This is a genomic window from Chryseobacterium phocaeense (genome assembly GCF_900169075.1).
GTDB lineage: Bacteria > Bacteroidota > Bacteroidia > Flavobacteriales > Weeksellaceae > Chryseobacterium > Chryseobacterium phocaeense.
Window position 1 is genome coordinate 2357402 of the sequence record NZ_LT827015.1, and the last position, 25807, is coordinate 2383208.

A 25807-nucleotide genomic window follows, 5' to 3' on the forward strand; every position below is an offset into this window, starting at 1 on the left:
ATATGAAAAATTTAAAAAAATTAACGAAAATAGATTTAAAGAAAATTAATGGAGGAAGCGCTCCTGAATGTCTGGAAGGAACTACAGCCTGCTACCACCGTCCTCAAAACGGAATTCCAAGTTACTGGACTTGTGAACCTGGTGTGGGATGCCCTAAACAGTAAAAGCATTTATGTTCATCACTCTAAAAAATAAAATATGAAAAATCTAAAAAAACTGGCTAAAGCGGATTTAAAGAAAATCAATGGAGGAAATGCTCCTGAGTGTCCGGAAGGAACTACAGCATGCTATGTTCCGCCTAAAAATGGTTTTCCATCCAGATGGAAATGTATTCCAAACACTATGGAGTGTCCGGATTAAAAATCAAAACCCGCTTTCAGAAGTTCTGAAAGCGGGTTTCTTTAATAAATAGGTGAAAATTTATATAAAAATAAAGAAAAATATTATTTGTGAATGGTCAATGGTCAATTTTGCTTCGCAAGTGAATGATGATTCCTTGTAATTCCAGAATCAAAAAATTGACAGCGAAGCGGATTTACAATTCACAATTCACCTTAATACAGTTTTCCCATGCTCTCTGCCGAGAAATCAAGAAGTTCTTCCGTACTTCCGGTTTTTATTTTTTTAACCCACTGCGGGTCCTGTAAAAGTGCGCGTCCCACCGCAACAAGGTCAAATTCTTCATTATCAAGCCTTCTGGTTAGGTCTGTAAGATCGGTTTTTTCGGTTCCATGTCCTGCAAAAGCGCTCATAAAATCTCCTTTTAAACCTACAGAACCTACGGTGATTGTTGGCTGTCCGGTAATTTTTTTCGCCCAGCCTGCAAAATTCAAATCTGAACCTTCAAATTCCGGTTCCCAGAAACGGCGTTGTGAACAGTGGAAAATATCTACACCTGCTTCTTTTAAAGGCAACAGCCACTCTTCCATTTCTGCCGGAGTTGAGGCCAGCCTGCTGCTGTAATCCTGCTGTTTCCACTGGGAAAGACGTAAAATTATGGTGAAATCCTCTCCTACTGCAGCCCTGATTGCTTTAATGACATCTACTGCAAAACGGTTTCTTTCTCTAATGGTTTTTCCTCCATACTCATCCGTTCTGGTATTGGTCACTTCCCAGAAAAACTGGTCAATAAGGTATCCGTGTGCTCCATGAACTTCAACCACATCAAACCCTAAGTCTTTAGCTGCTTTTGCAGAAGCCGCAAACTGGTTAATCGTATCCTGAATATCTTCCAAAGTCATTGTAGAAGCCTTTTCCATCTGAGCCAGCGGATAATCTTCAGACATTCTGGTGTCTCCTACGTGCCAGATCTGTGGTCCCATTTTGCCTCCGTTCTGATGAACGGCATCAATTACGTTTTTCCATCCTGCCAATGCTTCATTCCCATAAAAATCCGGGATGTTCTGCATATTTTTGGAAGCTGTTCTGTTGATTACAGTTCCTTCCGAAAGAATCAATCCTACTTCTGCTGCGGCTCTTCTTGCGTAATAGTCTGCTATATTTTGGGTAGGTACTCCATTATCAGATTGAGCTCTGGTCATGGGCGCCATTACAATTCTATTTTTAAGCTCAAGATTTTTATAAGTGAACGGTTTAAATAATGATTCTGTACTCATTTTTAAATTGGTATTTTATAATTGTTACACAAAGTAACTAATAATAGTTTGCATTTGTATCTTTTGTCAGAAAAAAGTGGTAACTTCGCAGTAACTTACATTAGTAACATAAAAGTAACGGATATAAATTCTGATTCCGCACCGCTTTTAAGAAATACAACACGCTATGAAAAAGAGTGAATTAATGAAGCACAATTGCCCTTTGGGAAAGGCAATGTCTGCCCTGGGAAGCAAATGGAAACCTATCATTGCACTGGTTATCAAGGATCGTAAACTACGTTTTGGGGAGCTGGCGGTAAGAATTCATGTGATTTCCAGAAAGGTCCTGACCGATCAGCTCAGAGAAATGGAAACAGATGGATTGATTATCCGGGAAGAGTTTAAAGAAATCCCTCCTAGAGTGGAATATTCCCTTACGGAAAAAGGACTGGCCTTGCTACCAATTCTGTATATGCTTGAGGAATGGGAAGCGAAATATCAGAATAAGGAATTGTATCCGGAGAAGGATTGTAACATGTTGGATAAGGAAATTAGACAGCAGATTAAAGCTTAATTATCTGTAGAATAATATTATATCAATTTTCATACTTATTTCTTATAAATAGCGATAACACGAAAAATGTTATAATAAACATTATAAACTGGATCATCAAAACACCAAAAAAAGCGTCTGCTTCTATATATCTGTACATAAAGCTAATAAAGGTAACAGGAAAAGTGCCTATTATGATATACAAGGACCATTCCCCAAATGTTGGATCATCAGGATAAAGGGAATAAACAGCCAAAGTTCCTGCTCCCACATAGACTGAAGAAATGATCAATGCGGTTTTTCTTGTCCTAAAAAACTGTGCTAAACTTTTCATTTGTTACCCAAAATTTTCAAATGTAAAAATAAATAAAATAAAACCGCTTCCTAAAAGAAAGCGGCTTAATTTTATCTGAAATCCTTATTAAAATATCGCAGGATATTTCTGAGGATTTGTTTCATTGAACATCGCGTAGATCTTTTCTACCATATCGTCTGCAGAAGGCTTGCTGAAGTAATCTCCGTCACTTGCATAAGCAGGTCTGTGATCATTGGCAGCAATCGTTAGCGGATCTGAATCCAGGTATCTGAATGCTTTTTGTTTTTCTAAAATCTGCTGAAGGATAAACGCTGAAGTCCCTCCTTCCACATCTTCGTCAATTACGACCAATCTGTTGGTTTTCTTAACGCTTTCAGCAATTTCGCTTGTTAAATCGAAAGGAATTAAAGACTGAACGTCAATAACTTCTGCAGAAATTCCCATTTTTTCCAATTGTTCTGCGGCATCCATCACAATTCTCCAGGTAGATCCGTAGGTTACCAGGGTAACATCCTTCCCTTCTTTTGTCACTTCAATTTTTCCGACAGGAACGGTGAATTCTCCTAAGTTATCCGGCTGCTTTTCTTTCAACCTGTATCCGTTCAGGCATTCAACAATAACCGCAGGATCATCGCTCTGAAGCATGGTATTGTAGAATCCGGCAGCTTTTGTTAAGTTTCTTGGCACCAATACCAGAATTCCTTTTGAAAGGTTCAGGATCCCTGCCATTGGAGAACCGGAATGCCATACACCTTCAAGTCTGTGACCTCTTGTTCTGATAATTACCGGTGCTTTCTGACCGCCTTTTGTTCTGTACTGAACCGTTGCAAGATCATCGCTCATTCCCTGTAAACAGTAAAGAATATAGTCAAGATACTGGATCTCGGCGATAGGTCTTAGACCTCTCATAGCCATCCCGATTCCCTGTCCAAGAATGGTTGCTTCACGGATTCCGGTGTCTGCTACACGTACGTCACCGTATTTTTCCTGCATTCCTTCCAGTCCCTGGTTCACATCACCGATATTTCCGGCATCTTCACCAAACACTAAAGTTTCAGGATATTTTTCAAAGATTTTGTCAAAATTATTTCTTACCACTACTCTTCCGTCCACTTCTTCAGAATTCTCTGAAAATACAGGCTGAACCTCCTTCACATTTTCAGCTTTCCACTGGGATTGTGAATATAGGTGGGAAGAATAGTTGTCTTTTTCAACTTCAAAAATTTCATTGTATTTCTGCATCAGTTGGTTTCTTTCTGCAGAATTTGTTCCTCTTGTGGCCAGTAAAGCTTTTCTGGTCAGGTGGAAAATATCTTTTTTGGCTTTGGAAACCAGTTTGTTGAACTGGGCAATATACCCTTCAATTTCAGCGTTCTGGCCTTTCAGGTTTTCCACTAATGGAAGAACTGACTGAACCAGGTCTGTAATGGTCTTCTGATAGCTTTCCCATGCTGTTTTCTGGCCTGCTTTTACTACTTTTTTAGCCTCTTCATCTATTGCATCCAATTCTTCAGCAGAAGCAATTACTTCTTCTTTTCCTTCAATTTCGATGGAATAGTTCAGGATCCATTCTCTGAATTTCAGCAGTCCGTCAAAATCTGCTTCCCATGAAAGACGCTCTTCATTTTTATATCTCTCGTGAGACCCTGATGTAGAATGCCCCTGAGGCTGTGTCACCTCAATTACATGCACCACTACAGGAATGCTTTCTGTTCTTGCAAAATGTTCAGCCCTTGCATAAGCATCCAATAGTGAAGGATAATCCCATGCTTTTACCTGGATAATTTCACAGCCCTGATTTTCGCCTTCTTTTCGCTGGAAACCGCTCAGCATTTCAGCAATATCAGCTTTTGCTCTCTGATTTTTTGTAGGAACTGAAATTCCGTAACCATCATCCCAGATGGAAACAATCATAGGAACCTGAAGTGCACAGGCTGCATTCAAAGTTTCCCAAAAATGTCCTTCTGCTGTAGAAGCGTCTCCAATAGTTCCGAATGCTATTTCGTTCCCGTCTTTTGAAAACTTTTCAGACCCTTCAAATTTTACACTTTTATATACTTTAGAAGCCTGAGCCAATCCCAATAATCTTGGCATCTGTCCTGCTGTAGGGGAAATATCAGAAGAAATATTTTTCTGTGCCGTAAGATCTTTCCAGCTTCCGTCTTCATTTAAACTTCTGGTTGCAAAGTGACCGTTCATCTGTCTTCCGGCCGATGCAGGCTCTCTTTCTACACTTGTATCTGCATACAGCTGTGCAAAAAAGCTTTCAACCGATAATGCATCTACTGCCAATGCAAAAGTCTGATCCCTGTAATATCCCGAACGGAAGTCCCCATTTCTGAAAACTTTTGCCATGGCCAGCTGAGGTAGCTCCTTACCATCCCCAAAAATTCCAAATTTAGCTTTTCCTGTAAGTACTTCTCTTCTTCCAAGATAAGACATCTCGCGTGAAATCCTTCCTAACCTGTAGTCTTCAATTATCTGATTTTTAAAATCCTGGAAAGAGATTTGCTGTGTTTCAATATAGGTTGTCTGCATAGCTAGATATAAAAGTTTTTATTCTTCAAGTATGGCGCTAATATACAATTTTTAAATTAATTTTAATTTTCAATAATTTTTTTTAAAAATTTGATAATAAAAAAATGATGTTTTATCTTGTAAAAATTTGTAAATGATGGAAAAAAAATCACCTCATATCCTGAATGCATCGAGTAACCTTTTAGGTTTTTCCCTGATTATCATTACTTCCCTAAAAATCACTAAAATCAGCAGCAATACACATCTGGATGAATTTGCCGGCCTGTCTTGCCTGTTGTTTGCCTGCAGCTGCTTCTTCTCTTTCCTGGCCATAAGAACAAGGAATGAAAAGCGGGAAATAAAATTTGAGACTATTGCGGATTATTTATTTTTAACTGCTTTATTTTGTATAGTTCTAGCTGTTATCATACTGACTGTGAAAATCATTTAAGCCATTTCAGTATAATGATCGATAAACAAAAATATATTCATAAAATGCATTAAAAGAATATATTGATTATTCATAATAACCGTGATTTTGATTTATGGCAGGCTCACCGTGTCAAGGTTCAGAACCTTGACACGGTGAGTTCAAGCTCCATCCAAGGTTTCTCATTCCCGTGTAAAAACTTTGCAATATCAAATGTTAAATAAAAAAACCGGAACGCTCGCCGCATTCCGGTTTTTTATGATTTTAATTTTAAAATTTTCTTTCGATTACATAATCCAGCATCAGGTGTAATGATTTTCTGGGCTCAGAATCCGGAAACTCATTCAGAATATCTTTTGCCTTCTGCTGAAAATCTTTCATCGTTTTGATGGCATAATCCATTCCTCCGGAGCTTTTTACAAATTCAATAAGCTCTTTTACCCTTTTCTGATCGTTGTTATACCTTTTTATGGTATTGAAATAATACTTTCTGTCTTTTTCATTCGCTGTTTTGAGCGTATAGATCAGGGGAAGGGTCATCTTCTGCTCCTTGATATCAATTCCTACAGGTTTACCGATAACATTTGAACTCAGATAATCAAAAAGGTCGTCCTTGATCTGAAAAGCCATCCCGGTATAGGTTCCGAAATCCATCATCTTTTTTGCAAGGGTTTCATCCGCATTATTGGAGAGAACCCCTATTTCACAGCAGGCAGCAATCAGCGTGGCTGTTTTCTGACGGATTATTTCATAGTAAACATCTTCTGTAATATCCAGTTTTCTGGCTTTTTCCAGCTGTAAAAGCTCCCCTTCAGACATTTCACGGATCGTTCTGGAAATCACCCCTAAAAGATCATAGTCTTTGTGATCTGTAGAAAGCAATACTGATTTTGAAAGAAGATAATCCCCAACCAATACTGCAATTTTATTCTTCCACAATGCATTGATGGAAAAGAAATTACGTCGTTTGAAACTTTCATCCACCACATCATCATGTACCAGTGTGGCCGTATGAATCAGCTCAATCATAGAAGCTCCGCGGTACGTTTTTTCATTGACGTCACCAATCAGCTTTGCACAGAGGAATACAAACATAGGACGCATCTGCTTTCCTTTGGTAGTAACGATAAAACGCGTTACTTTATCCAATAAAGGCACTTTGCTCTGCATGGATTCATAAAACTTCTGCTCGAAAAGTTTCATTTCCTCATTGATCGGTCGCTTAATTTCTTCTACGATGTTTGCCAAAATCTGTGAATGAAAATAAATAATTAGTAATTCTCACAAAGATAATTTTTTTCAAGCAATTTTAATACAAAATTAATCTCTGAGTTCTTCTTTTGGAATAAAATACAGTGCAGGTTTTGCAGTTCCGAGTCGTGACTTGAATTTTTCCCCTGAAATATAGATTCCGGCTTCATTGACGACGATCCCTTCAATCTGCCCGATTGCCAGAGAACTCCCGAGATAGTAATGCTTGGGCGTTTCTTTAAAAAACACACCCGGTTCTGTTTCCCTAAAAATATTCAGGAAGACTTCCGTTTTCTTTGTGTAGCCTATCAGATAGAGTTGATGATCAAAGTAAGCAGCATCCGTAACCACATAGTTTGTTTTATAAGCTTCTGTTTTCTCTGCCTTCTGCTTTTCTGTTATCTTGGGGTCTATGATATAATGGGTTGTTGCTTTTGATTTCCATTCTTTAGTGAATAAATGGATCTTTCCGTTGAGATAGATCATGGCTTCTGCATCAAAATCATTATCCGTATACTTTGGAATAAATTCCGTCTGCTCCGGATAATAAAAGGAAATTTTAGAAATGGAATCATTCTGGAGCTTATCATTATGAAACGGCAATTTATAAATTTCAAGATCCCTTCTGGTTCCGCCGTTATTTCCAAAGTCCCCGATATAGAAATTCTGTCCGTCATTCGCAAGTGCTTCCCAGTCTTTGTTTTTAGCGTTAACTGCAAATGTACCTTTGATGTTACCGGAAGTTTCATCAATCTCGAAAAGCTCAGGTGCATTTCCGCTGTCGTTGAAAGTATACAGTTTCCCATTCAGAATACTCAATCCGGATGTTTCCTGAACCTTGTCATCCAGGTAACCTACCCTGAATTTTCTGATCTTCAAAAAATCAGTCTGCTGGGAAAACGATGATTGAAAGATAATGACAGCAAAGAGAAGAAGGATTTTTTTCATGAAGTAAAAATACGGGTTTAACGGGAGTTGGGAAAGATTATAGTTACTCTTCTTCTGCATAACGTAACTTTTTTGACTTTTGTGCTTAATAATTTTTCTCCCACGTATTTCACAGGTTTTCACAGATGATTGTGGATATTTTTTGAAATATTAAGTTTAATTAAGGAGATAAGAAGAGTTAAGGAAAATCTAAAGATTTTTTAAGCGAATTCCTAAGGCGAAGCTCAAGCTTAATATTTCTTAACAACTTAAATTGATCTTAATGGTTTGATTTTTAATTTCTCGCAGATCAAACAGATAGAGCAGATTTCTAACATGATGAATGAAAATCTTTGATTTTAAAAAACTCAAGTGTACTTTTTTCGAATCATCAATTAATCTTATTTGAACTAAAGTGTCAAAAAAACTTAAGTGTTAAAGAACTTTTGTGACTTTTGTGGTTAATATTTTTACTGCAAATTTCTCAGGTTTCTCACAGATTTTCCTTTTCAGACTGTTTCTTTACATAGTCTTTCTGATACTGCCTGACTGTTTTTCCGGTTCCGTCATGCCTCCATCCCGGAGAATTAAAGATATAATTAATCCGGTCTGAAAATTTCAATCCCGGCTGCCTGATGTCTTTCCAGATTTTTCTCCATTCGTAAAGGAGAACCGTATCCGGTTTATTGTCGGGCATTTTGGGATAGATACCGTATTTCACGGGTACATTGGGATCTTCTTTTTCAAAGGTTCCGAAAATTTTATCCCAGATGATCAGACACATACCCATGTTCCGGTCCAGATACTTGATATTGCAGGCATGATGCACCCTGTGGTGTGAAGGCGTTACCAGGATATATTCCAGGATACCCATTGTTTTTACGGTTTGCGTATGCACCCATGTTCCGTACACCTGTCCTATGGCATATACTACCATGATATGCCATGGATTAAATCCTAAAAATGCCAGCGGAGAAAAATAAAGATACCGGTAAAGCGGCTGCAGGACGGGACTTCTGAAACCTGTGGTCAGATTGAAATATTCTGAATTATGATGGGTAATATGAACCGCCCAGAACGCCCGGGAATGATGATCTACATAATGAAGCACATAGTAGGCAAAATCTGTAATGGTAAAACAGATCAGCCAATACCAGACTGTAAATTCCCAGCTGAAAAGCCTGTGATTGTAAAAAAAGAACATGACTCCCATGGCAAAAGCCTTCATGATCAGATCCAGACCAAAGTTCATCAAGGCAAGATAAATACTTGTTGCCACGTCTTTCCCATTGTACAGTTTAGCTTCTGAAACATGACTGTAGATCATTTCTGCCAGAATAACGGCTGCATGAAAAGGAATAGCCCAAGCATATACGTTTTCCAGCCCGTCTTCGCTCATAAAGAAGTCCATAATAACTGTTCTTTATGTAAAGGTAGGAGTTTAGGAAAAGTTTAAGAAAAAATTTGGATTTTTTTAAGGAAATTTTAATCGGTGGTTTTATTGGCAAGCTGTCCGCATGCCGCATCTATATCCCCGCCACGGCTTTTTCTGATCATAACGGTAATTCCGGCATTTTCCAGCTGGCGGACATAATTGTCTTCTGCCTGCTTATTGCACTGATCATATTTACCGTCCCCGATAGGATTGTACTGGATAAGATTCACTTTGGAAGGAACCTGTCTGCAGTATTTAATTAAAGCTTTGATATCTTCATCCCCATCATTAATGCCTTTCCATACACAATATTCAAAGGTAATCACAGAGCCGGTTTTCTGATACCAGTATTGAAGGGCCTCCATAATGTCCGTTAATGGAAACTTATCAGAAAAAGGCATGATTTCATTACGCTTGGACTCTATGGCTGAGTGAAGTGAAAGGGCCAGTTTTACCCTAAGCTCATCATCTGCAAGCATTTTGATCATCTTCGGAATTCCGGAAGTAGAAACGGTTATTCTTCTTGGAGACATTCCAAGGCCTTCCGGCTGGGTAATCTTCCTGATGGCTTCTACCACATTTTTGTAATTCATCATCGGCTCCCCCATTCCCATAAAGACAATATTGGAAAGCGGCCTGTTGAAATACATTTTGCTTTGGCTGTCGATCAGGGCTACCTGGTCTACGATTTCCGCCACTTCAAGGTTTCTCATTCTTTTCAGCCTTGCCGTTGCGCAGAATTCGCAGTTCAATGAACATCCTACCTGTGAGGAAACGCAGGCTGTAGTTCTTGTTTCGGTGGGAATAAGAACAGATTCCACCAAAAGTCCGTCGTGAAGTTTCACTCCGTTTTTAATGGTTCCGTCCGTACTTTTCTGAAGCAGGTCTACAGAAACCGGGTTGATGGTATACTCTTCGGAAATTTTTTCCCGGAGATTTTTCGAAAGATTCGTCATTTCATCAATTGAATGGAGATTTTTACTCCACAACCAATCATAAACCTGCTTCGCACGAAAAGGTTTTTCCCCTAAAGTGACGAAGTAGTCTTTAAGCTGGTCTAATGATAATGTACGGATATCTTTCATGATAGGGTATAGGTATTAGGGCTTAGGATTTAGGGAACAAATAAGCCCTAAATCCTAATTCCTATTTTCTTATTAAAGGATTAGCATAGCGTCACCGTAAGAATAGAATTTATACTTTTCTTTTACGGCTTCTTCATACGCATGCATGATAAAATCTTTTCCGGCAAACGCGGCAATCATCATCAATAATGTAGATTTTGGCGTGTGGAAATTCGTGATCATAGAGTTGGCCACTCCGAAATCGTGAGGCGGATAAATGAATTTATTCGTCCAGCCGTTGAATGCAGAGATCTTTTTGTTTGAGGAAACAGAAGTTTCCAAAGCTCTCATGGTAGTAGTACCTACAGCACATACTCTTCTGTGAGATTCTACCGCATTGTTGATGATGGCAGCATTTTTCTCATCGATGATGATTTCCTCAGACTCCATTTTGTGCTTGGAAAGATCTTCCACCTCAATCGGGTTGAATGTTCCCAAACCAACGTGAAGCGTTACTTCAGCAAAATCAATTCCTTTGATCTCCAGTTTTTTCATCAGATGCTTTGAGAAGTGAAGACCTGCGGTAGGGGCAGCTACTGCTCCTTCTATTTTAGCATAGATCGTCTGATATCTTTCCGCATCTTCCGGCTCTACTGCTCTTTTGATATATTTTGGAAGCGGAGTTTCTCCCAGTTCTTTCAGCTTGGTTCTGAATTCTTCATAAGATCCGTCGAAAAGGAATCTTAATGTTCTTCCTCTTGAAGTGGTATTGTCTATCACTTCAGCTACTAAAGATTCGTCTTCAGTAAAGAATAATTTGTTACCAATTCTGATTTTTCTGGCAGGATCTACAAGAACGTCCCATACTCTGGTTTCTTTATCAAGCTCTCTTAAAAGGAAAACTTCAATTTTAGCGCCTGTTTTTTCCTTATTTCCGTAAAGACGTGCAGGGAAAACTTTGGTATTGTTGAAAATAAACAAATCTTTCTCATCAAAATAATCCACTACATCTTTAAAAAGTTTATGCTCAATAGTTTCTGTCTTTCTGTTAAGAACCATTAGTCTGGCTTCGTCCCTGTGTTCAGATGGGTGTTCTGCCAATAATTCGTCAGGAAGATCAAAATTAAAATCTGATGTTTTCATTTTTTTAAATTACGGTTTAAAAATTATTCAAATTACCTATGTAATTTTCGGAGTGCAAATATACGACATTGAACACCCCTTTGTCAAGTAATATTTAAAATCAAATTTAAAACCGTGATTTTACGGTAATTTATAACGTTAAAAAAGATTATTTTTGAAAATATTTTAAAACTTTTACACTTATGAGCAAATATTCATTGGAAGCTTTTGTAAACGAAACTAAAGAAAATCCACAGCAAAGAGATTACTTTGAACTTGAAACGCCGCATTTGTTGGAAATTAATCTAAACAATCAGGCAGTATGGACCAAAAGAGGAAGTATGGTAGGCTATGTGGGAAGCATCAACTTTGAAAGACAGGGAATGCTGGCCGGAGGTATCGGCAATTTGCTAAAGAAAGCCATCAGCGGTGAAGGAACAAAGCTGATGAAAGCTGAAGGCAGCGGCAAGCTGTATGTGGCAGATTCCGGTAAGAAAGTACGTATCCTTTATCTGAACAATGAATCTGTATGCGTTAACGGAAATGATGTCCTGGCGCATGAGCAGAGTGTAAAAAGCGATATTACCATGCTTAAAAGTGTAGCAGGGATGATGGCCGGCGGTCTTTTCCAGGTAAAACTTTCCGGAACCGGGCATATTGCAATCACAACGCACGGTGAACCTCTGACGCTGATGGTTACTCCTGACAATCCTGTATTCACGGATCCTAACGCGACTGTAGCATGGTCCGGTAACCTAAGCCCGGACCTGAAAACCAACGTTTCGCTAAAAAGCCTGATCGGAAGAGGAAGCGGTGAAGAGTTCCAGATGAAATTCTCAGGAAGCGGATGGGTTCTGATCCAGCCATACGAAGAAGTATATTACACAGAAAAATAATGCATTAAAAAATTGATGATTATGAAATGGCTGTTCTCTGGTGAGGGCAGCTGTTTTTTCAGGTAATAGGTGGCAGATTTCAGGTGGCAGGTAGAAGGTAGTAGCATGTCGGGTTTCAATTTTGGTTACACTTACACTCTAATACTCTCCCACTCTCAAACCCTCAAACTCTCCACCCACCCTCCATACCTCGCAAGTTTTTAATATATTTAGGGAAAAAATTTTCATGGACAACACCTCTTCACGCAGAAATTTCATAAAAACAGCTGCTCTTGCCGGCTTTGGTGCTTTGGTTTTACCTAATTCCCTATTTGCCTATTCCAGTGATTTCAAATCAGATAAAAAAGTCCGTGTGGGCTTTATCGGTGTAGGTCTCCGGGGGCAGGAGCATGTAAAACTGCTCGCCAAACGCAATGATGTGGAAATCGTAGCTTTTGCGGATCCGGACAAAAGAATGCTGGCCGCTTCCCAGAAAATACTGAAAGACAACAATAAATCTGCCGCCCAGGAATTTTCAAACGGCGATTATGATTACAGGAATCTTTTGAAGCTAAAAACCATAGATGCCGTAGTGATCGCTACTCCATGGGAATGGCATCTTCCCCAGGGAACGGAGGCCATGCGGGCGAAAAAAATCGTAGGTATGGAAGTTTCCGGGGCTATTAAACTGCAGGACTGCTGGGAATTCGTGAAGGTATATGAAGAAACGAAAGTTCCTATTTTCATGATGGAAAATGTGTGTTACCGAAGAGATATTATGGCCATTCTGAATATGGTGCGTAAGGGCATGTTCGGGGAGCTGGTTCATGGAAGAGGCGGCTATCAGCATGATCTGAGGGGCGTTCTTTTCAATGACGGTATCAATCCATACAATTCAGGTGCTGAGTTTGGAGAAAAAGGCTTCAGTGAAGCTAAATGGAGAACGGAACATTATGTAAAACGCAACGGAGAGCTTTATCCAACCCACGGATTAGGACCGGTAGCCGTGATGATGGATATCAACCGCGGAAACCGACTAACCAGGCTTTCTTCATTCTCATCAAAGTCTGTAGGATTGCATAAATATGTTGTGGAGCATGCCAAAGGAGGAGAAAATCATCCCAGTGCAAAAGTGAAATTCAACCAGGGAGATGTGGTTACCACCCAGATTGCGTGTGCCAATGGTGAAACGATTCTCCTGACCCATGATACAAGTTTACAGAGACCTTACGATCTTGGATTCAGAGTGCAGGGCACGGAAGGTTTGTGGCAGGATTTCGGATGGGGAGATTTTAGCCAGGGACATATTTACTTTGAAAAAACAATGAACCACAGCCACCGTTGGGAAAACACAGAGAAATGGATGAATGACCACGATCATCCCATGTGGAAAAAATTTGAAAATACGGCTGCAGGCGCAGGACACGGCGGAATGGACTTCTTCGTTATGAATACTTTTATTGAATGCATCAAACGGAATATAGAATTCCCGATGGATGTGTATGATCTTGCATTATGGTATTCCATTACCCCGCTTAGCGAGGAATCTATTGCGAAAGGAGGTCAGGCTGTAGATATACCTGATTTTACGAACGGACAATGGAAAACCCGTAAACCTGTATTCGGAATGACTGATGAATTCTAAAAAAACACTGCTTATACTGGCCGGAGGTCTGGGAAGCCGCTATAAAGGATTAAAACAGATAGACGGCATACTGGATAACGGTTCGCCGATCCTGGAATATTCGGTGTATGATGCACTGGAAGCGGGTTTCAGCAAGATCGTAATTATCGTAAACAGGCTTATTCCTCAAAGCTATATTGAAAGATTAAATGCTATAGCTAAGGACGCTCATTTTGAACTTCACTGGGTGTATCAGGAAGTTAACAGCTTCCTTGAAGGAAATTATGATTTTTCACAAAGGGAAAAACCCTGGGGCACCGGACATGCGGTTCTTTGTGCAAAAAACGTGGTAAAAGAACCTTTTGTTATGATCAATGCCGATGATTTTTACGGAAAGGAAGCTTATCAGCTGGCGGCAGAAGAAATTGATCGTCATATCTCTGGCTCACAATTTGGGATGGCGGGTTATCCAGTAGGCTCTACCCTAAGCGGAAATGGTCAGGTGGCAAGGGGAATCTGTACGCTGGATGATGAAAATTATCTGATCAGGATCGTGGAACAAACTTCTATCCGGCAGGAAGGAGATTCAGTTGTATATACTGAAAACGGAAAAGACACAGAGATGGAGCCAAACGCGTTGGTTTCTATGAACTTTTTTATCTTTCATCCGAACATTTTTGAGTATCTCGAACTCTATTTTAATGATTTTATACAATCAGATCCGGAGCCATCGGAGGAATTTTATATCCCGTCTGCTGTACAGAGAATGATTGACAAAAAAAAGATAAAGGTACTGGTAAAAGCCTCTCCTTCCCAATGGATGGGCGTTACCTATGCCAATGACAAAAGCAGTATTAAAGATTTTCTGACCACAGAAATCAAAAAAAACAGATATCCCGAAGATCTATGGAATTAAAACAAATCGTTAGCGGATTTACCGGAACCGAAAACTGCAGCATCAGTCCTGTTACAGACGGGCTTATTAATGCGACCTACCTGGTGGAAGATCATGATTCTCAGGAGAAATTTATTCTTCAAAAAATCAACGGTCAGGTTTTTCCGTTTCCTGAGGTTATCACCCATAACCATCTTTTAATCAACAGCATGCTGGAACAAGGAGATTATCCCCTGCAGCTGGTAAAACCAAAAGAAAACAGATCCGGAAACTTTATTGTAAAAGACGAAGAAGGCGGATCATGGAGGATGCTTGGCTATATAGCAGATGCCAGAACTTTATTTAAAATTCCTGATATAAAAACAGCCTATGAATCCGCAAAAGCAGTGGGATGCTTTTTAAATACAATCAATCCTGAAGATCTGCCTGATATTCAGACCCCGATCCCGGATTTTATTAATTTTGAAAAAAGGATCCTGGATTATCATACGGCTTTGCAAAATGCAGACGAATACCTGGTGAAGAATGCCGCTCCCGAAATAGAAATGATGAATGAGCTGCTTTCCCTTCCCGAAAAATGGATTGAAATGGAAAAACAAGGGATTCTGCCTAAAAGAATTATCCATGGAGATCCTAATGTAAGAAATATTCTTTTCGACGCTACTTCAAAACCTATGGCCGTTATTGATCTGGATACGGTAACGATTTCTACGATCCTGTATGACTTTGGCGATATGGCAAGGTCTTACACCAATACGCTGGATGAAGATAACGGCTATGCAGATGATAATTTTAATCCACATATCTACAGAACGATAAAAGATGGATTTCTGTTGTATTTAAGGCAAAAACTGACTTATGAAGAACTGGAAAATCTTGATTATGCCGCTCAGACTGTCATCTATATTCAGGCAGTGCGTTTCCTGACTGATTATCTCAACGGAAGTACATATTATGCAACCAAACACCCGGAACATAATCTGGACAGGACGAGAAACCAGCTGGAACTGTTAAAGAGTCTGAGAACGTATCTGAGGATCACGGAATAAGTTTGATTTAAACCACAAAAGGCGCAAAAGTTTTTTTGACACTTTAGTTTGATTTAAAGTTTAAACTCTTGCTGCAAAGAAGTACAATTAAGTTGTTTGAAAATCTAAGATTTTTATGCATCATCCTAAATCTGCTCCATCTGTTTCATCTGCGAGAAATAAAAAATTGAACCACGCCTAAAAATCTCATGTCAGGAATTCCTGAATCTTTTTCCATTCTTCTAATTTTGTTTCAAATGAAACTGTATGAAGAGGACTTGTGGAAGGCAGCTGAAATATGGGCAACCTGTAGTTTTTTCCTAAAAGCTTCTGAAGGTTTTTGTAGGATTTTCCTCCATTGCAGAAGATGGCCTTGATATTGGGATGCTCATCCAGAAGTTCAGCGATCCGGTTGGCTTCTTCGTTCTTAATTTCCGAATCAAGACTTCCTTTCCTTTCGCAGGAATCAATGACGTCCCAGACAGCGATGTGGTTTTCCTTTAGAATATTAAGCCGCCTGGCATAATCATCAGTTAAGTCTTCGTTGAATAAGTGAAAAATAATCGTCCAGAATTTGTTTTGCGGATGGGCATAATACTGCTGTTTCTCCAAAGATTTTACCCCTGGGATAGAACCTAAAATCAGAATTTCAGATTGGTTATCAATGATTGGAGGAAAGGAGGAGATTCTTTTTTGCATCTTCAAATATATACATTTTGGCTAAAGACCGTTCTTGAAAACATTGAATGTTAATAATAGATGATGATAAAACATTCTTCTTAATGATATCATTTTTTTTAACCACAGATTCCGCAGATTTTCACAGATGTTTACATTGAAAGTGCGGAATAGGTTTTGGCTAAAGCCTTTGATTGTATTGCATAAAAGCGGGCTAAAGCCCGCTCCTATTGATATTTTCAGGAATAATCAAAAGAAATTCAATTCATTTTAATCATTCATTTTGAGCTTAGATTACAAGGTTTCCTTCAGCCAGTCGAAGAATTCTCTCTGCCATACCAATCCGTTTTGCGGATGAAGTACCCAGTGGTTTTCATTCGGGAAATAAACTAATTTAGATTTCAAACCTTTTAATTTTGCAGCCTGGAAAGCTTCCTGACCTTGTTCGTATGGCACACGGAAATCGATTCCGCCCTGAACGATCATAATCGGTTTGTTCCATTTTTCTACAAAGTTACTTGGATTGAATTCTGTATAGGCTTTTGGAAGCGGTTTTTCCCAAGGAGAACCAAGGTCCCAATTCGCAAACCAAAGCTCTTCTGTAGTAAGATACCATGATTTCATATCGAATAATCCGTCATGCGCGATGAATGTTTTGAATCTGTTTTCGTGAATTCCTGCCAGCATAAATACGCTGTATCCTCCGTAACTGGCTCCCACCGCAGCTACTCTTTCCCCATCTACGTAAGGCAGTGTTTTTGCGAAGTCTGTTGCTGCCAGATAATCTCTCATCGGCTGTCCGCCCCAGTCTTTGGAAATTTCTTCGTTCCATTGGGTTCCCCATCCTGGCATTCCTCTTCTGTTTGGCGCTACGATGATATATCCATTGGCTGCCATTAAAGAGAAGTTCCATCTTGTGCTGAAATACTGGGTCAGCGCAGACTGTGGACCTCCCTGGCAGTACACCAGTGTCGGGTATTTTTTGTTTGGATCAAAGTTAGGTGGATAGTGGAACCATACGCCCATTTCTTTGCCGTCTGATGTTTTTACCATCTTCAGCTCAGATTTCCCCTGTGCCAGTTTAGCGTAGGTATCTTTGTTCGCTTCTGTAACCTGCTTCATTTCTCCGTTCTTCAAATTGACAGAGAATAATTCCGTAGCATGGTTGATGTCTGTTCTTCCTACTAAAAGTGAGGTTTTATTGTCTGTAAAGATTTCATTAACATCAAAATCACCTTTTGTAATCTGCTGTACTTTCGCAGATTTAGGATCTATAGAGAAAAGCTGTTTTGTCCCTCTGAAGGCTGCCGTAAAATAAATGGCTTTGGAATCACCACCCCAGAATACATCTCCGGAAACACTTTCGTCCCAACCGGCTGTAAGGTTAGTGGTCTTTCCTGATTTCCAGTCCATGATCTTTACATCATTTTTATCGGCTTCATAACCATCTCTGGCCATACTTTGCCAAAGCAGTGATTTCCCGTCCGGACTGAATTTTGGATTGACGTCATAGCCTTTATTGGTTTCTGTCAGATTTTTGGTGGTTCCTGAGGCCAGATCATAGGCAAAAATATCGGTATTGGTGCTTGTGGAATATTCTTTTCCGCTTTTAGGTTTTGTTACGTATAACAGCTGTGAAGAATCCGGACTCCATATGAAATCTTCCGCACCACCGAAAGGTCGCTGGGGAGAATCCCATGTTTTACCCTCCAGAAGGTCTTTTGCAGATTCTGCTTTGTCTGTGGTATTGACTACAAATACATGATTATATTTCCCTTCATTGAAATAATCCCAGTGTCTGTGGTTCAGGTCTGTGTATACCTGAGCTGTTGTTTTAGGGGTATCGCTGTATTTGTCTTTCCCCATCAGCTTTTCTACCAGAACCTGTTTGCTGAAAGCAATTTTTTTACCGTCCGGAGAGATCACGATGTTATCAGCTTCTCCGATGGTATAAAATTCAGACCACGTTTTTCCGTTATCTTTCGAAAGATAGATTTTATCTCCTTCCTGGGCATAAATTCCGTTTTTATCCCATTGGATAAGGGCTTTTTTACCGAAATCTATTTTGGAAGACTGGTTATTGATCACATTGAGAAAGTAGCTCTCGTTTTTTGTCTTTTCTGTTTTCAGGTCTACCTGTCCTACTTTGTAAATCAGGGAAGACTGATCCGGTGAAACAGCCTGTACTCCTACTTTTTTTAAAGTCCAGAGAATTTCAGGCGTCATGAGTTGTTGTGCATTCATTAAAAGCGGAGCTGCCAGAGCCAGCAGGCTGTACTTAAGTTTCATATGTTGATATTCATTTTTTACGGAACTATGGAATCAAGCCGATTTCATGAATTCCTTTTATTTAATTCAAAGATTTCCAAAGTTAGTACTTAAAATAAAAATGAGCGAACGAATTGGTAATAAAATTCCATTCACAAATCAAGATTCGTGCTTACAGGAAAACTCCTATTTTCTAAAGATGGGTATTTTCCCTCTTCTGCCGCTTCCTTAAAAACCGGATTTTTACATCAGCAAAGTCATTACAATTTTGTCTTTATCATGATAAAAACAGCAATACAAAAACCGTCCGATATATTAATTAAAACCATTTAAAAATTTACATTATGAGTACACTAGACACAGGTAATTTTAAAGCCACGCAGGTAGATGCAGGTTCCCCCAACCTATGGCACATCCACAAAGACCATTTGAAATATGGTTCGATTCAGGCAACAAGAGTTGATTTCAAAGGCAGAACTTTAGATAAAATTCTTGCCAAAATCGCCGAAAATGCACCCACCAATGCTCCTTATATCCAAACGCCGGCACAGGTGCAAACCTATGAGGAGTGTCTTGAATGGATCAATAATCATTATTCTTAAATGAAAAAATCGGCTGTTTCAATGAAACAGCCGATTCTATTTTGTTATAATCTGTTATTTAGTCTCCATCTGAAAACATGGAACTGGCCAGCGAGGTCACAAACGACAGCAGTACACTAAAGATCAGTGCCCACCAGAAACCGTCTACCACCATACTGTCTATAAAATAATCAGCGATAAGAATAATTACCGCGTTAATCACCAAAGCAAACAATCCTAATGTAATAATCGTAAGTGGCAGTCCCAAAAGTCCCAGAATAGGTTTTACAAATATATTCAGGATTCCCAGCACGATAGCGAAGATAATCGCTGAAGAAAAACCCTCGAAATGTACACCCGGAAGCACCTTTGTCAGAAGGTAGGCAACAATTGCTGTAATCAACAGCCTGATAATTAAGTTCATATTATTATTTTTTAATGTTTATGGTGTATAATGAGCAAAACCTGTTCCATTTGGCTGCAAAAAACCAGTCTGGATCACAGTTTACAGAATATTTAAGCTTCTGCAGTTTTTTACTTTATCCTCATCATGGTTACGAGTGAGGTCGCAACATGACTTTCGGAACCGTTATTCTCATCAACTACATAAATCTCTGTTCTTACCACAATGATCTGTGTTCCGCCCTTTATGACATATGACTTCGATACTAAAGCATCTCCGTAAGCAGGACGCAGGTAATTAACCTTCAACTCAACGGTGACCACGTAGCAATCATCTTTATAGTGACTTACGGAAGCATAGCCTGAAGAAACATCCACCAGTGAGGCGATCATTGCGCCGTTGAACATGCCCGCTTTACGGGTCATCATTTCCATTTTGGGAATTTTAATGGATACAAAACCGGTTTCTACTTCTAATAATTCAGCGTTGTAAAATTTTAAGGTTTCTGAGCGTTCGAAACTATCCGTGATGAGCTTCTTTTTTTCTGGAGTCATGAGTAATAAATTAATGGAAATACAAAGTACCCAAATGTTTTGCAGAAATACCAGAAAATTCAGTATAAGTTTTGAATTTGACCGCAAGATTTAAGAACATTTGTTTTGTGGAGCCTGTAATCTGTCACGATGAGTGTGTAAAATCGTTTTTGTTTTTTTCAACCACAGATGGCACAGATTGACACAGATGATTGGGGATAATGCAGAATATAAGTTTTGGCTAAAGCCTTATTTAAGGTGATGATTATTGCTTTTAACGGGCTAAAGCCCGTTTCTACTGATGAAATTCAAAAAAGACCTCAGCGGATGGTATGATAAGCTGTTTCATTAAATCTCAGGAAAGCAGTACCTGAAAATCCTCTGTGATGGTTAAAACTCCTTCTGTCAAACTATCAGAGTGTGTACTGAATCCTTTCAGCTTTGAGGTTTTCCCTTTTAATACAAGGTCTAAAAGTTGCTTATCGGAAAGTTTTTTTCCAAATATTTCAAAGGTGATTTTAAATCCGCAATTCTTGAAATCTGAGCATCCTACCGCTGCTTTTCCTTTGATCAGATGGTGTTCCTTACATTTCGGGCATTTCGTTTCCTCCCAGGACTGAAGTTCTTTTTTCTGTGCAGGTTCTCTTTTTTTCTTCTCCTCCACTTTTTCCTCTTCCTGCAGCATAATTACTTTTCCCTTGCCGTCAACCACTTTTTTGGTGAGTTCGGTTACCATCTGGATCAGCTCTTCTTTAAACTGGTTGGCTTCGTATTCCCCGCTTTCAATTTTACGGAGCTTCAGTTCCCATTCTCCCGTGAGTTCCGGGCTTTTCAGCAGTTCGTCTTCAATGGTATCAATAAGCTGGATCCCGGTTTGGGTGGCAATCAGATTCTTTCTTTTCTTCTCAATATATTTCCGCTTGAAAAGGGTTTCAATGATGTTGGCCCGGGTAGATGGCCTTCCGATTCCGTTGTTTTTCAACATTTCACGCAGCTCTTCATCATCCACCTGTTTTCCAGCGGTTTCCATTGCTCTCAGCAGGGTTGCTTCCGTATACGGTTTTGGTGGCGATGTTTTCCCCTGATGGATCATAGGATCGTGCGGACCGCTTTCTCCCACGGTAAATTCAGGAATGGTCTGCTCTTCTTCCTTTTCTTTTTCTTTATCTGCTGCTTCCTCCTTTGGCTCTTTTGCATAAACGGCTCTCCATCCCGGTTCCAGAATCTGTCTTCCACTCGTTTTAAACGGAATAGTTCCTACTTTTCCTTCAACCAGGGTATTGGAAATTTTGCATTCCGGATAAAACACCGCAATGAAACGTTTCGCTACGAGATCATAAATCAGCTTTTCTTCCCTGCTTAAGTTCTGTGACGGCGGAACCTCGGTAGGAATAATTGCATGGTGATCCGTTACTTTTGCATCATCAAAAACAGCCTTGGATTTTGGAATAGGTTCCTGCAGCAAGGGTGCTACCAATTCCTGATAGAAATTCATTCTCTGAAGAATCCCTTCTATTTTCGGGTATAAACTTTCGGATAGATAGGTGGTATCTACACGGGGATAGGTCACATGCTTTTTCTCGTACAGGCTTTGGATATAACTCAGTGTGTTGTCTGCAGAAAAGCCATATTTTTTATTGGCTTCAACCTGAAGTCCCGTTAAATCGAAAAGTCTGGGATTTTTTTCTTTTCCTTCTTTGATTTCAAAAGAAACGATCTCAAAAGGATTCAGCTTAAGATATTCCAGCCCTTTCTCCGCTCGTTCAAGTGTTTTTAAACGATCGATGGCCGCATTGAAAATCACATCCCGATATTTTGTTTTGAGTTCCCAATATTCTTCTGTTGTAAAGGCGTCGATTTCTTTCTGGCGCTGAACCAGCATTGCTAAAGTCGGGGTTTGCACCCTTCCGATGGAGAGAACGGCTTTGTTTCCACCAAATTTTTTCGTGAATAACCTGGTTGCATTGATTCCCAACAGCCAGTCCCCGATCGCTCTTGCATTTCCTGCCAGGTAGAGATTTTTGTAATCTTCCGCAGGTTTTAATTTTGCAAAACCTTCTTTGATGGCTTCTTCCGTAAGGGACGAAATCCACAGACGCTGAATCGGCTTGTTGCATTTCGCTTTCTGCAATACCCATCTCTGAATGAGTTCCCCTTCCTGCCCGGCATCCCCGCAATTAATCACCTCATCACACTCCTCCACTAGCTTTTCTATGACTTTAAACTGATTTTCAACGCCTTTGTTTGGAATCAGCTTAATTCCAAAACTCTGAGGAATAATAGGTAACAGGAACAGGTTCCAGGATTTATATTGAGGACCATAGTCATGCGGTTCCTTCAACGTGCAAAGATGCCCGAAAGTCCATGTCACGCAATAGCCGTTTCCTTCCATATAACCCTGTTTAGGCACATTAGCACCCAATACTTTGGCGATATCTCTGGCAACACTGGGTTTTTCGGCAATACAAAGTTTCATGAATATTCGGAATTGTTGAAGGGGGACAAAATTCGGGATTTTTTTTGGATTAAGCTAATTTAGTTGCTGTGGGTTTGTTGTGCTTAAAATAGATTTGATATCGTGTAGTGTTATTCGTTGGACATCGCAAGGACGCAATTTTTTGTTTTGTTTTATTTTAAGGCGCAAGGATTTTATCTCCGATAAAATTGTTTAACGCTGAAATAAGAACACGAAGGATGATTGGAAATACAGCAGTGCAAAAAATTACTATGAATATAATGGAAGTATTTTGAAAATTGATGTGAATTTATGATATATGTGGGGCACGAGCGGGACGCTCGCGCCAGCGAAAAGAAAGACTACCAGGTAACAAACATTACTTTTTCTGCCCCATTCATCATATTCAGATTCAGTCTTTCAATCAGGAAGCTGACATCTTCCGCGAATTTCTCTTTAAGATAACCTTCTTCAACATCGTGTCCATACGCTATTTTCTTATAAAATTCCGGCTTAATTTTCAATGCTTCCCGTATTTGCATCAGGTTAGATTTTAACAGTTTCAGATCAATATATTCTTCATAAAACTCCCAGAAATTCAGGATCTTCATGTCAGTGGCCAAAGCTCGTTCCATTTGCCACAACAGCCTGTCTTCATCATCAGTTCCGTCACCGGACATCACCAGGTTTAAACCGTCCCTGCCATCAAAATGATATTGGTCCCTCAGGGCCAGATACTGCTGTAAAGGTTCTTCTTTATCAAATACAAAACTTATTTCAAGCCCTAATCCCATTCCATTTTATTAAAACCTAAATATACCAAAAAGCCCCCTTAAAAAAGAGAGCCTTTCACAATATTATGAAACAAGGTTCATGATCTATTTTGAATTACATCGTCATCGGAACGTCCATCAGCAGGATTTCTGTACCATCCGCCATTGCTTTCATATTCAGTTCTTCAATATCCCAGATTCCAAAACCATCCCGTTCTTCCAGTTTCTGGCCTTCAATTTCTACTGTTCCCTTTAAAATAAACGCATACACGCCATTTCCTTTTTTCTTGATTTGATACTGAGTTTCTACAGCATTGTCAAAGTTTCCGAGATGGAACCAGGCATCCTGATGAATCCAGACTCCCTCATCATCTGCGTTGGGAGAAAGAATTTGCTGGAATTTATTTTTGCTTTTTGTTTTGTCTAACGTGATCTGATCATATCTTGGAGCAACATTTCTCTTTCTAGGATAGACCCAGATCTGAAGAAACTTCACCAGGCTGTCTTTGTTTTTATTGAATTCACTGTGCATGATACCTGTTCCCGCACTCATCACCTGGATATCTCCGCTTCTGATGATGGCTGTATTTCCCATGCTGTCCTGGTGTTCCAGATCGCCTTCCAAAGGGATGCTGATGATTTCCATATTATCATGGGGATGGGTCCCGAATCCTCTTCCAGCTTCCACTTTATCATCATTGAGGACTCTCAGTACACCGAAATGCATTCTTTCCGGATTGTGATAATTCGCAAAGCTGAACGTATGGTGGCTCAGCAGCCAGCCGTGGTCTGCCTTTCCTCTGGAATCCGCTTTATGAATAACTGAATTGTCTTTAACTTTAGAATCAGGATTGGGTAAATGATTGTATCCGATCGGTTCCAGCGGCTCAATTTCATCGATCTCATTTTTCATGGTATTCCCCAATGACGCGGAGGCTACAAACATCCCTGTTCCCAATAAACCTTTCTTTAAAAAATCTTTCCGGTCCATATCTTTAGCTTTTTGTTTAATTTGATAAGGCAAATGTAGGGTGATAAAAATTCCTGTACATTTAACTAGTTTAATAAATCACATTAATTCTGATAGTATCATTTGATATTATCAGAATTAATAATCTAAAAATAAAAAACCCGGATTTCTCCGGGCTAGAAATTAAGTAGATAAATATGTAAATTTTATCAATTGTTTATTTTAATATAATAATATACTGTAATATTTTTAGGTCTGGTTTCCGGCCCGCCACCGCTTAAAACATGGCCTTCGAGGGACTGCACCGGGTAAGCGAGAGGATTATTTACAGGACCGCCAATTCTGTCTGCCGAACCATCAGGATTACCATTACCATATGTTCCTGTCCATCCATGAGAGTGCGGACCTGTAATATCAGCCTGAAACTCACCTGCAATCTTATTTTCAGGATTTTTTTGCATATTGTTCACCGTCTTGGTACTTGGGAAAGCCACGCCATAATCATTAATACCCCGTAAAAAAACACCTCTCAGGTCTGGTACCCGTCCTCCCGAATATAAGCCATATTCACTAACCATAACATCCCGGCCATCACACGGAACCCATATCATTTTCTGCATATTCCCGGATTGTTCAACATCATAATTGTTTGCTTTCAAAAATGAATTATAATTTAACACGGACGCTATAATGGTACCCACAGGTACCATGTTTCCAAGCTTCTTTTCTATCGCATCAAAGGTTACCGGAGTAATACCAGCTATTGATTCTTTCAGATTAAAAGAAAATGAGGCATCTTTATACGGATCAAGTCTTTTAAAATATTGGATTTTAGTTTGTCTGTCTTTTAATTTAACCCCATCTCTAAAAAGAAAACTTCCTACCGGGACCAAATTATTATACTGCGCATCTCCCAGCAAAGTAACCGAGTCTCCGGACTTCTGTGCATCATATTTAATCTGGATATAAAACACATCGGATGGATCTCCCCCGGCAATAGTCGAAATTCCTGAGCCCAATGACTCTGTACAGTATTTCAAGCAAGCTTTATAAGCTGATAATTGTCCATCTGACATTTCAGAAGCAAAAAGTTCATTCAATGATTCATCAGTTATATACCTGTTCCTTAAAAAGAATTCCTCAAGATTATAAAATACATCTATACTTTTAGACTTTGAAGATGATTTATCTACACTTCCGGTAGTAGGAATGCTTTTAACTACAGCCTGTACTTTACCTGTAAATGAATTTTCTGCAGACTTCTTCATAGAGCTTCTGGAAGTTTCGTCTTTTTGATAGTACTCATAAAGCCAGTTTTTAAAGTTGCTATATTCACTGTCTTTCACAACTTTTTTCAGATCCTTATCAAGCGGGCCAGAGCAATCGCAGAATTTCGTCTGTGTACGTACCATTATTAAGGCAAAAATGCAAAGCATTAATGTAAAATAGATTTTCATTGTAAAAATTTTAGTATTGTTTTCACTATCAAAATTAGAGCATAAAAAAATGTCCTG

Annotated in this window: 24 protein-coding genes; 9 read left to right on the plus strand and 15 right to left on the minus strand. The window is 39.4% G+C overall.

Translation table 11 applies throughout. The features are described 5' to 3' along the window. Positions 1 to 2: 2 nt before the first annotated feature. Positions 3 to 164, plus strand: coding sequence for a bacteriocin-like protein (locus tag B7E04_RS22230; protein ID WP_165439465.1), 162 nt, complete (start codon positions 3 to 5; stop codon positions 162 to 164). Positions 165 to 198: 34 nt separating this feature from the next. Next, on the plus strand, positions 199 to 360 hold the full coding sequence (locus tag B7E04_RS22235; protein WP_165439466.1) for a bacteriocin-like protein: 162 nt from the start codon (positions 199 to 201) through the stop codon (positions 358 to 360). Between the two features lie 194 nt (positions 361 to 554). Here B7E04_RS22235 and B7E04_RS17435 read toward each other — a convergent pair whose 3' ends face one another. Next, positions 555 to 1616 (minus strand): NADH:flavin oxidoreductase, encoded by a 1062-nt coding sequence (locus tag B7E04_RS17435; RefSeq protein ID WP_080779804.1) that lies wholly within the window; start codon positions 1614 to 1616, stop codon positions 555 to 557. A 166-nt stretch (positions 1617 to 1782) separates the two neighbouring features. On the opposite strand from B7E04_RS17435, the gene B7E04_RS17440 reads away from it, so the two are divergent. Then, the gene (locus tag B7E04_RS17440; protein WP_080779806.1) at positions 1783 to 2169 is read left to right on the plus strand and encodes a winged helix-turn-helix transcriptional regulator; all 387 of its coding nucleotides are present in this window, start codon (positions 1783 to 1785) and stop codon (positions 2167 to 2169) included. A 400-nt stretch (positions 2170 to 2569) separates the two neighbouring features. On the opposite strand, the gene B7E04_RS17450 is transcribed toward B7E04_RS17440, so the two are convergent. After that, on the minus strand, positions 2570 to 5002 hold the full coding sequence (locus B7E04_RS17450; RefSeq protein ID WP_080779810.1) for an alpha-ketoacid dehydrogenase subunit alpha/beta: 2433 nt from the start codon (positions 5000 to 5002) through the stop codon (positions 2570 to 2572). A gap of 133 nt (positions 5003 to 5135) precedes the next feature. Here B7E04_RS17450 and B7E04_RS17455 point away from each other — a divergent pair, with 133 nt between their 5' ends. After that, entirely contained in the window at positions 5136 to 5432 is a 297-nt protein-coding gene (locus B7E04_RS17455; RefSeq protein ID WP_228439976.1) for a hypothetical protein, read from the plus strand. Positions 5433 to 5681: 249 nt separating this feature from the next. On the opposite strand, the gene B7E04_RS17460 is transcribed toward B7E04_RS17455, so the two are convergent. From B7E04_RS17460 to queA, 5 genes are all read right to left on the minus strand, one after another. After that, the gene (locus B7E04_RS17460; protein ID WP_080779812.1) at positions 5682 to 6659 is read right to left on the minus strand and encodes a polyprenyl synthetase family protein; all 978 of its coding nucleotides are present in this window, start codon (positions 6657 to 6659) and stop codon (positions 5682 to 5684) included. Between the two features lie 72 nt (positions 6660 to 6731). Next, a complete protein-coding gene (locus B7E04_RS17465) occupies positions 6732 to 7670 on the minus strand; it encodes a hypothetical protein (protein WP_317043802.1) in 939 nt (312 codons plus the stop codon). 412 nt (positions 7671 to 8082) lie between these two features. After that, positions 8083 to 9000 (minus strand): sterol desaturase family protein, encoded by a 918-nt coding sequence (locus tag B7E04_RS17470; protein WP_139785432.1) that lies wholly within the window; start codon positions 8998 to 9000, stop codon positions 8083 to 8085. A gap of 74 nt (positions 9001 to 9074) precedes the next feature. After that, a complete protein-coding gene (rlmN, locus tag B7E04_RS17475; RefSeq protein WP_062648482.1) occupies positions 9075 to 10109 on the minus strand; it encodes a dual-specificity RNA methyltransferase RlmN in 1035 nt (344 codons plus the stop codon). Between the two features lie 72 nt (positions 10110 to 10181). Continuing rightward, on the minus strand, positions 10182 to 11231 hold the full coding sequence (queA, locus tag B7E04_RS17480; RefSeq protein ID WP_080779818.1) for a tRNA preQ1(34) S-adenosylmethionine ribosyltransferase-isomerase QueA: 1050 nt from the start codon (positions 11229 to 11231) through the stop codon (positions 10182 to 10184). Between the two features lie 182 nt (positions 11232 to 11413). On the opposite strand from queA, the gene B7E04_RS17485 reads away from it, so the two are divergent. The 4 genes from B7E04_RS17485 to B7E04_RS17500 all read left to right on the plus strand — a co-directional run bounded on the left by B7E04_RS17485 (position 11414) and on the right by B7E04_RS17500 (position 15653). Next, complete coding sequence (locus B7E04_RS17485) at positions 11414 to 12106, plus strand: AIM24 family protein (RefSeq protein WP_080779820.1); 693 nt, start codon at positions 11414 to 11416, stop codon at positions 12104 to 12106. 226 nt (positions 12107 to 12332) lie between these two features. Beyond that, complete coding sequence (locus tag B7E04_RS17490) at positions 12333 to 13730, plus strand: Gfo/Idh/MocA family protein (protein ID WP_080779822.1); 1398 nt, start codon at positions 12333 to 12335, stop codon at positions 13728 to 13730. Then, positions 13720 to 14625 (plus strand): sugar phosphate nucleotidyltransferase, encoded by a 906-nt coding sequence (locus B7E04_RS17495; protein WP_080779824.1) that lies wholly within the window; start codon positions 13720 to 13722, stop codon positions 14623 to 14625. The genes B7E04_RS17490 and B7E04_RS17495 overlap by 11 nt, the downstream gene beginning before the upstream one ends. Continuing rightward, positions 14616 to 15653: a phosphotransferase enzyme family protein gene (locus B7E04_RS17500; RefSeq protein ID WP_080779826.1), complete on the plus strand. Its 1038-nt coding sequence runs from the start codon at positions 14616 to 14618 to the stop codon at positions 15651 to 15653. Before B7E04_RS17495 ends, B7E04_RS17500 begins: the two co-directional genes overlap by 10 nt. Before the next feature lie 186 nt (positions 15654 to 15839). Here the strand turns inward: B7E04_RS17500 and B7E04_RS17505 are convergent, their stop codons facing one another. Then, positions 15840 to 16331, minus strand: coding sequence for a DNA-deoxyinosine glycosylase (locus B7E04_RS17505; RefSeq protein ID WP_080779827.1), 492 nt, complete (start codon positions 16329 to 16331; stop codon positions 15840 to 15842). A gap of 273 nt (positions 16332 to 16604) precedes the next feature. Next, the gene (locus B7E04_RS17510) at positions 16605 to 18599 is read right to left on the minus strand and encodes a S9 family peptidase (RefSeq protein ID WP_080779829.1); all 1995 of its coding nucleotides are present in this window, start codon (positions 18597 to 18599) and stop codon (positions 16605 to 16607) included. 323 nt (positions 18600 to 18922) lie between these two features. Between B7E04_RS17510 and B7E04_RS17515 the strand changes: the two genes are divergently transcribed. Beyond that, positions 18923 to 19180, plus strand: coding sequence for a hypothetical protein (locus B7E04_RS17515; RefSeq protein WP_080779831.1), 258 nt, complete (start codon positions 18923 to 18925; stop codon positions 19178 to 19180). Between the two features lie 58 nt (positions 19181 to 19238). On the opposite strand, the gene B7E04_RS17520 is transcribed toward B7E04_RS17515, so the two are convergent. The 6 genes from B7E04_RS17520 to B7E04_RS17545 form a co-directional block, all read right to left on the minus strand. Continuing rightward, positions 19239 to 19583: a phage holin family protein gene (locus B7E04_RS17520; protein WP_080779833.1), complete on the minus strand. Its 345-nt coding sequence runs from the start codon at positions 19581 to 19583 to the stop codon at positions 19239 to 19241. A gap of 110 nt (positions 19584 to 19693) precedes the next feature. After that, positions 19694 to 20116, minus strand: coding sequence for a PaaI family thioesterase (locus B7E04_RS17525; protein ID WP_080779835.1), 423 nt, complete (start codon positions 20114 to 20116; stop codon positions 19694 to 19696). A gap of 334 nt (positions 20117 to 20450) precedes the next feature. After that, on the minus strand, positions 20451 to 22571 hold the full coding sequence (locus B7E04_RS17530) for a type IA DNA topoisomerase (protein ID WP_080779837.1): 2121 nt from the start codon (positions 22569 to 22571) through the stop codon (positions 20451 to 20453). 341 nt (positions 22572 to 22912) lie between these two features. Further along, on the minus strand, positions 22913 to 23344 hold the full coding sequence (locus tag B7E04_RS17535) for a hypothetical protein (RefSeq protein ID WP_080779839.1): 432 nt from the start codon (positions 23342 to 23344) through the stop codon (positions 22913 to 22915). A gap of 94 nt (positions 23345 to 23438) precedes the next feature. Then, the gene (locus tag B7E04_RS17540; RefSeq protein WP_080779841.1) at positions 23439 to 24314 is read right to left on the minus strand and encodes a pirin family protein; all 876 of its coding nucleotides are present in this window, start codon (positions 24312 to 24314) and stop codon (positions 23439 to 23441) included. Between the two features lie 188 nt (positions 24315 to 24502). Next, positions 24503 to 25750: a hypothetical protein gene (locus B7E04_RS17545; RefSeq protein WP_139785433.1), complete on the minus strand. Its 1248-nt coding sequence runs from the start codon at positions 25748 to 25750 to the stop codon at positions 24503 to 24505. Positions 25751 to 25807: the final 57 nt, after the last annotated feature.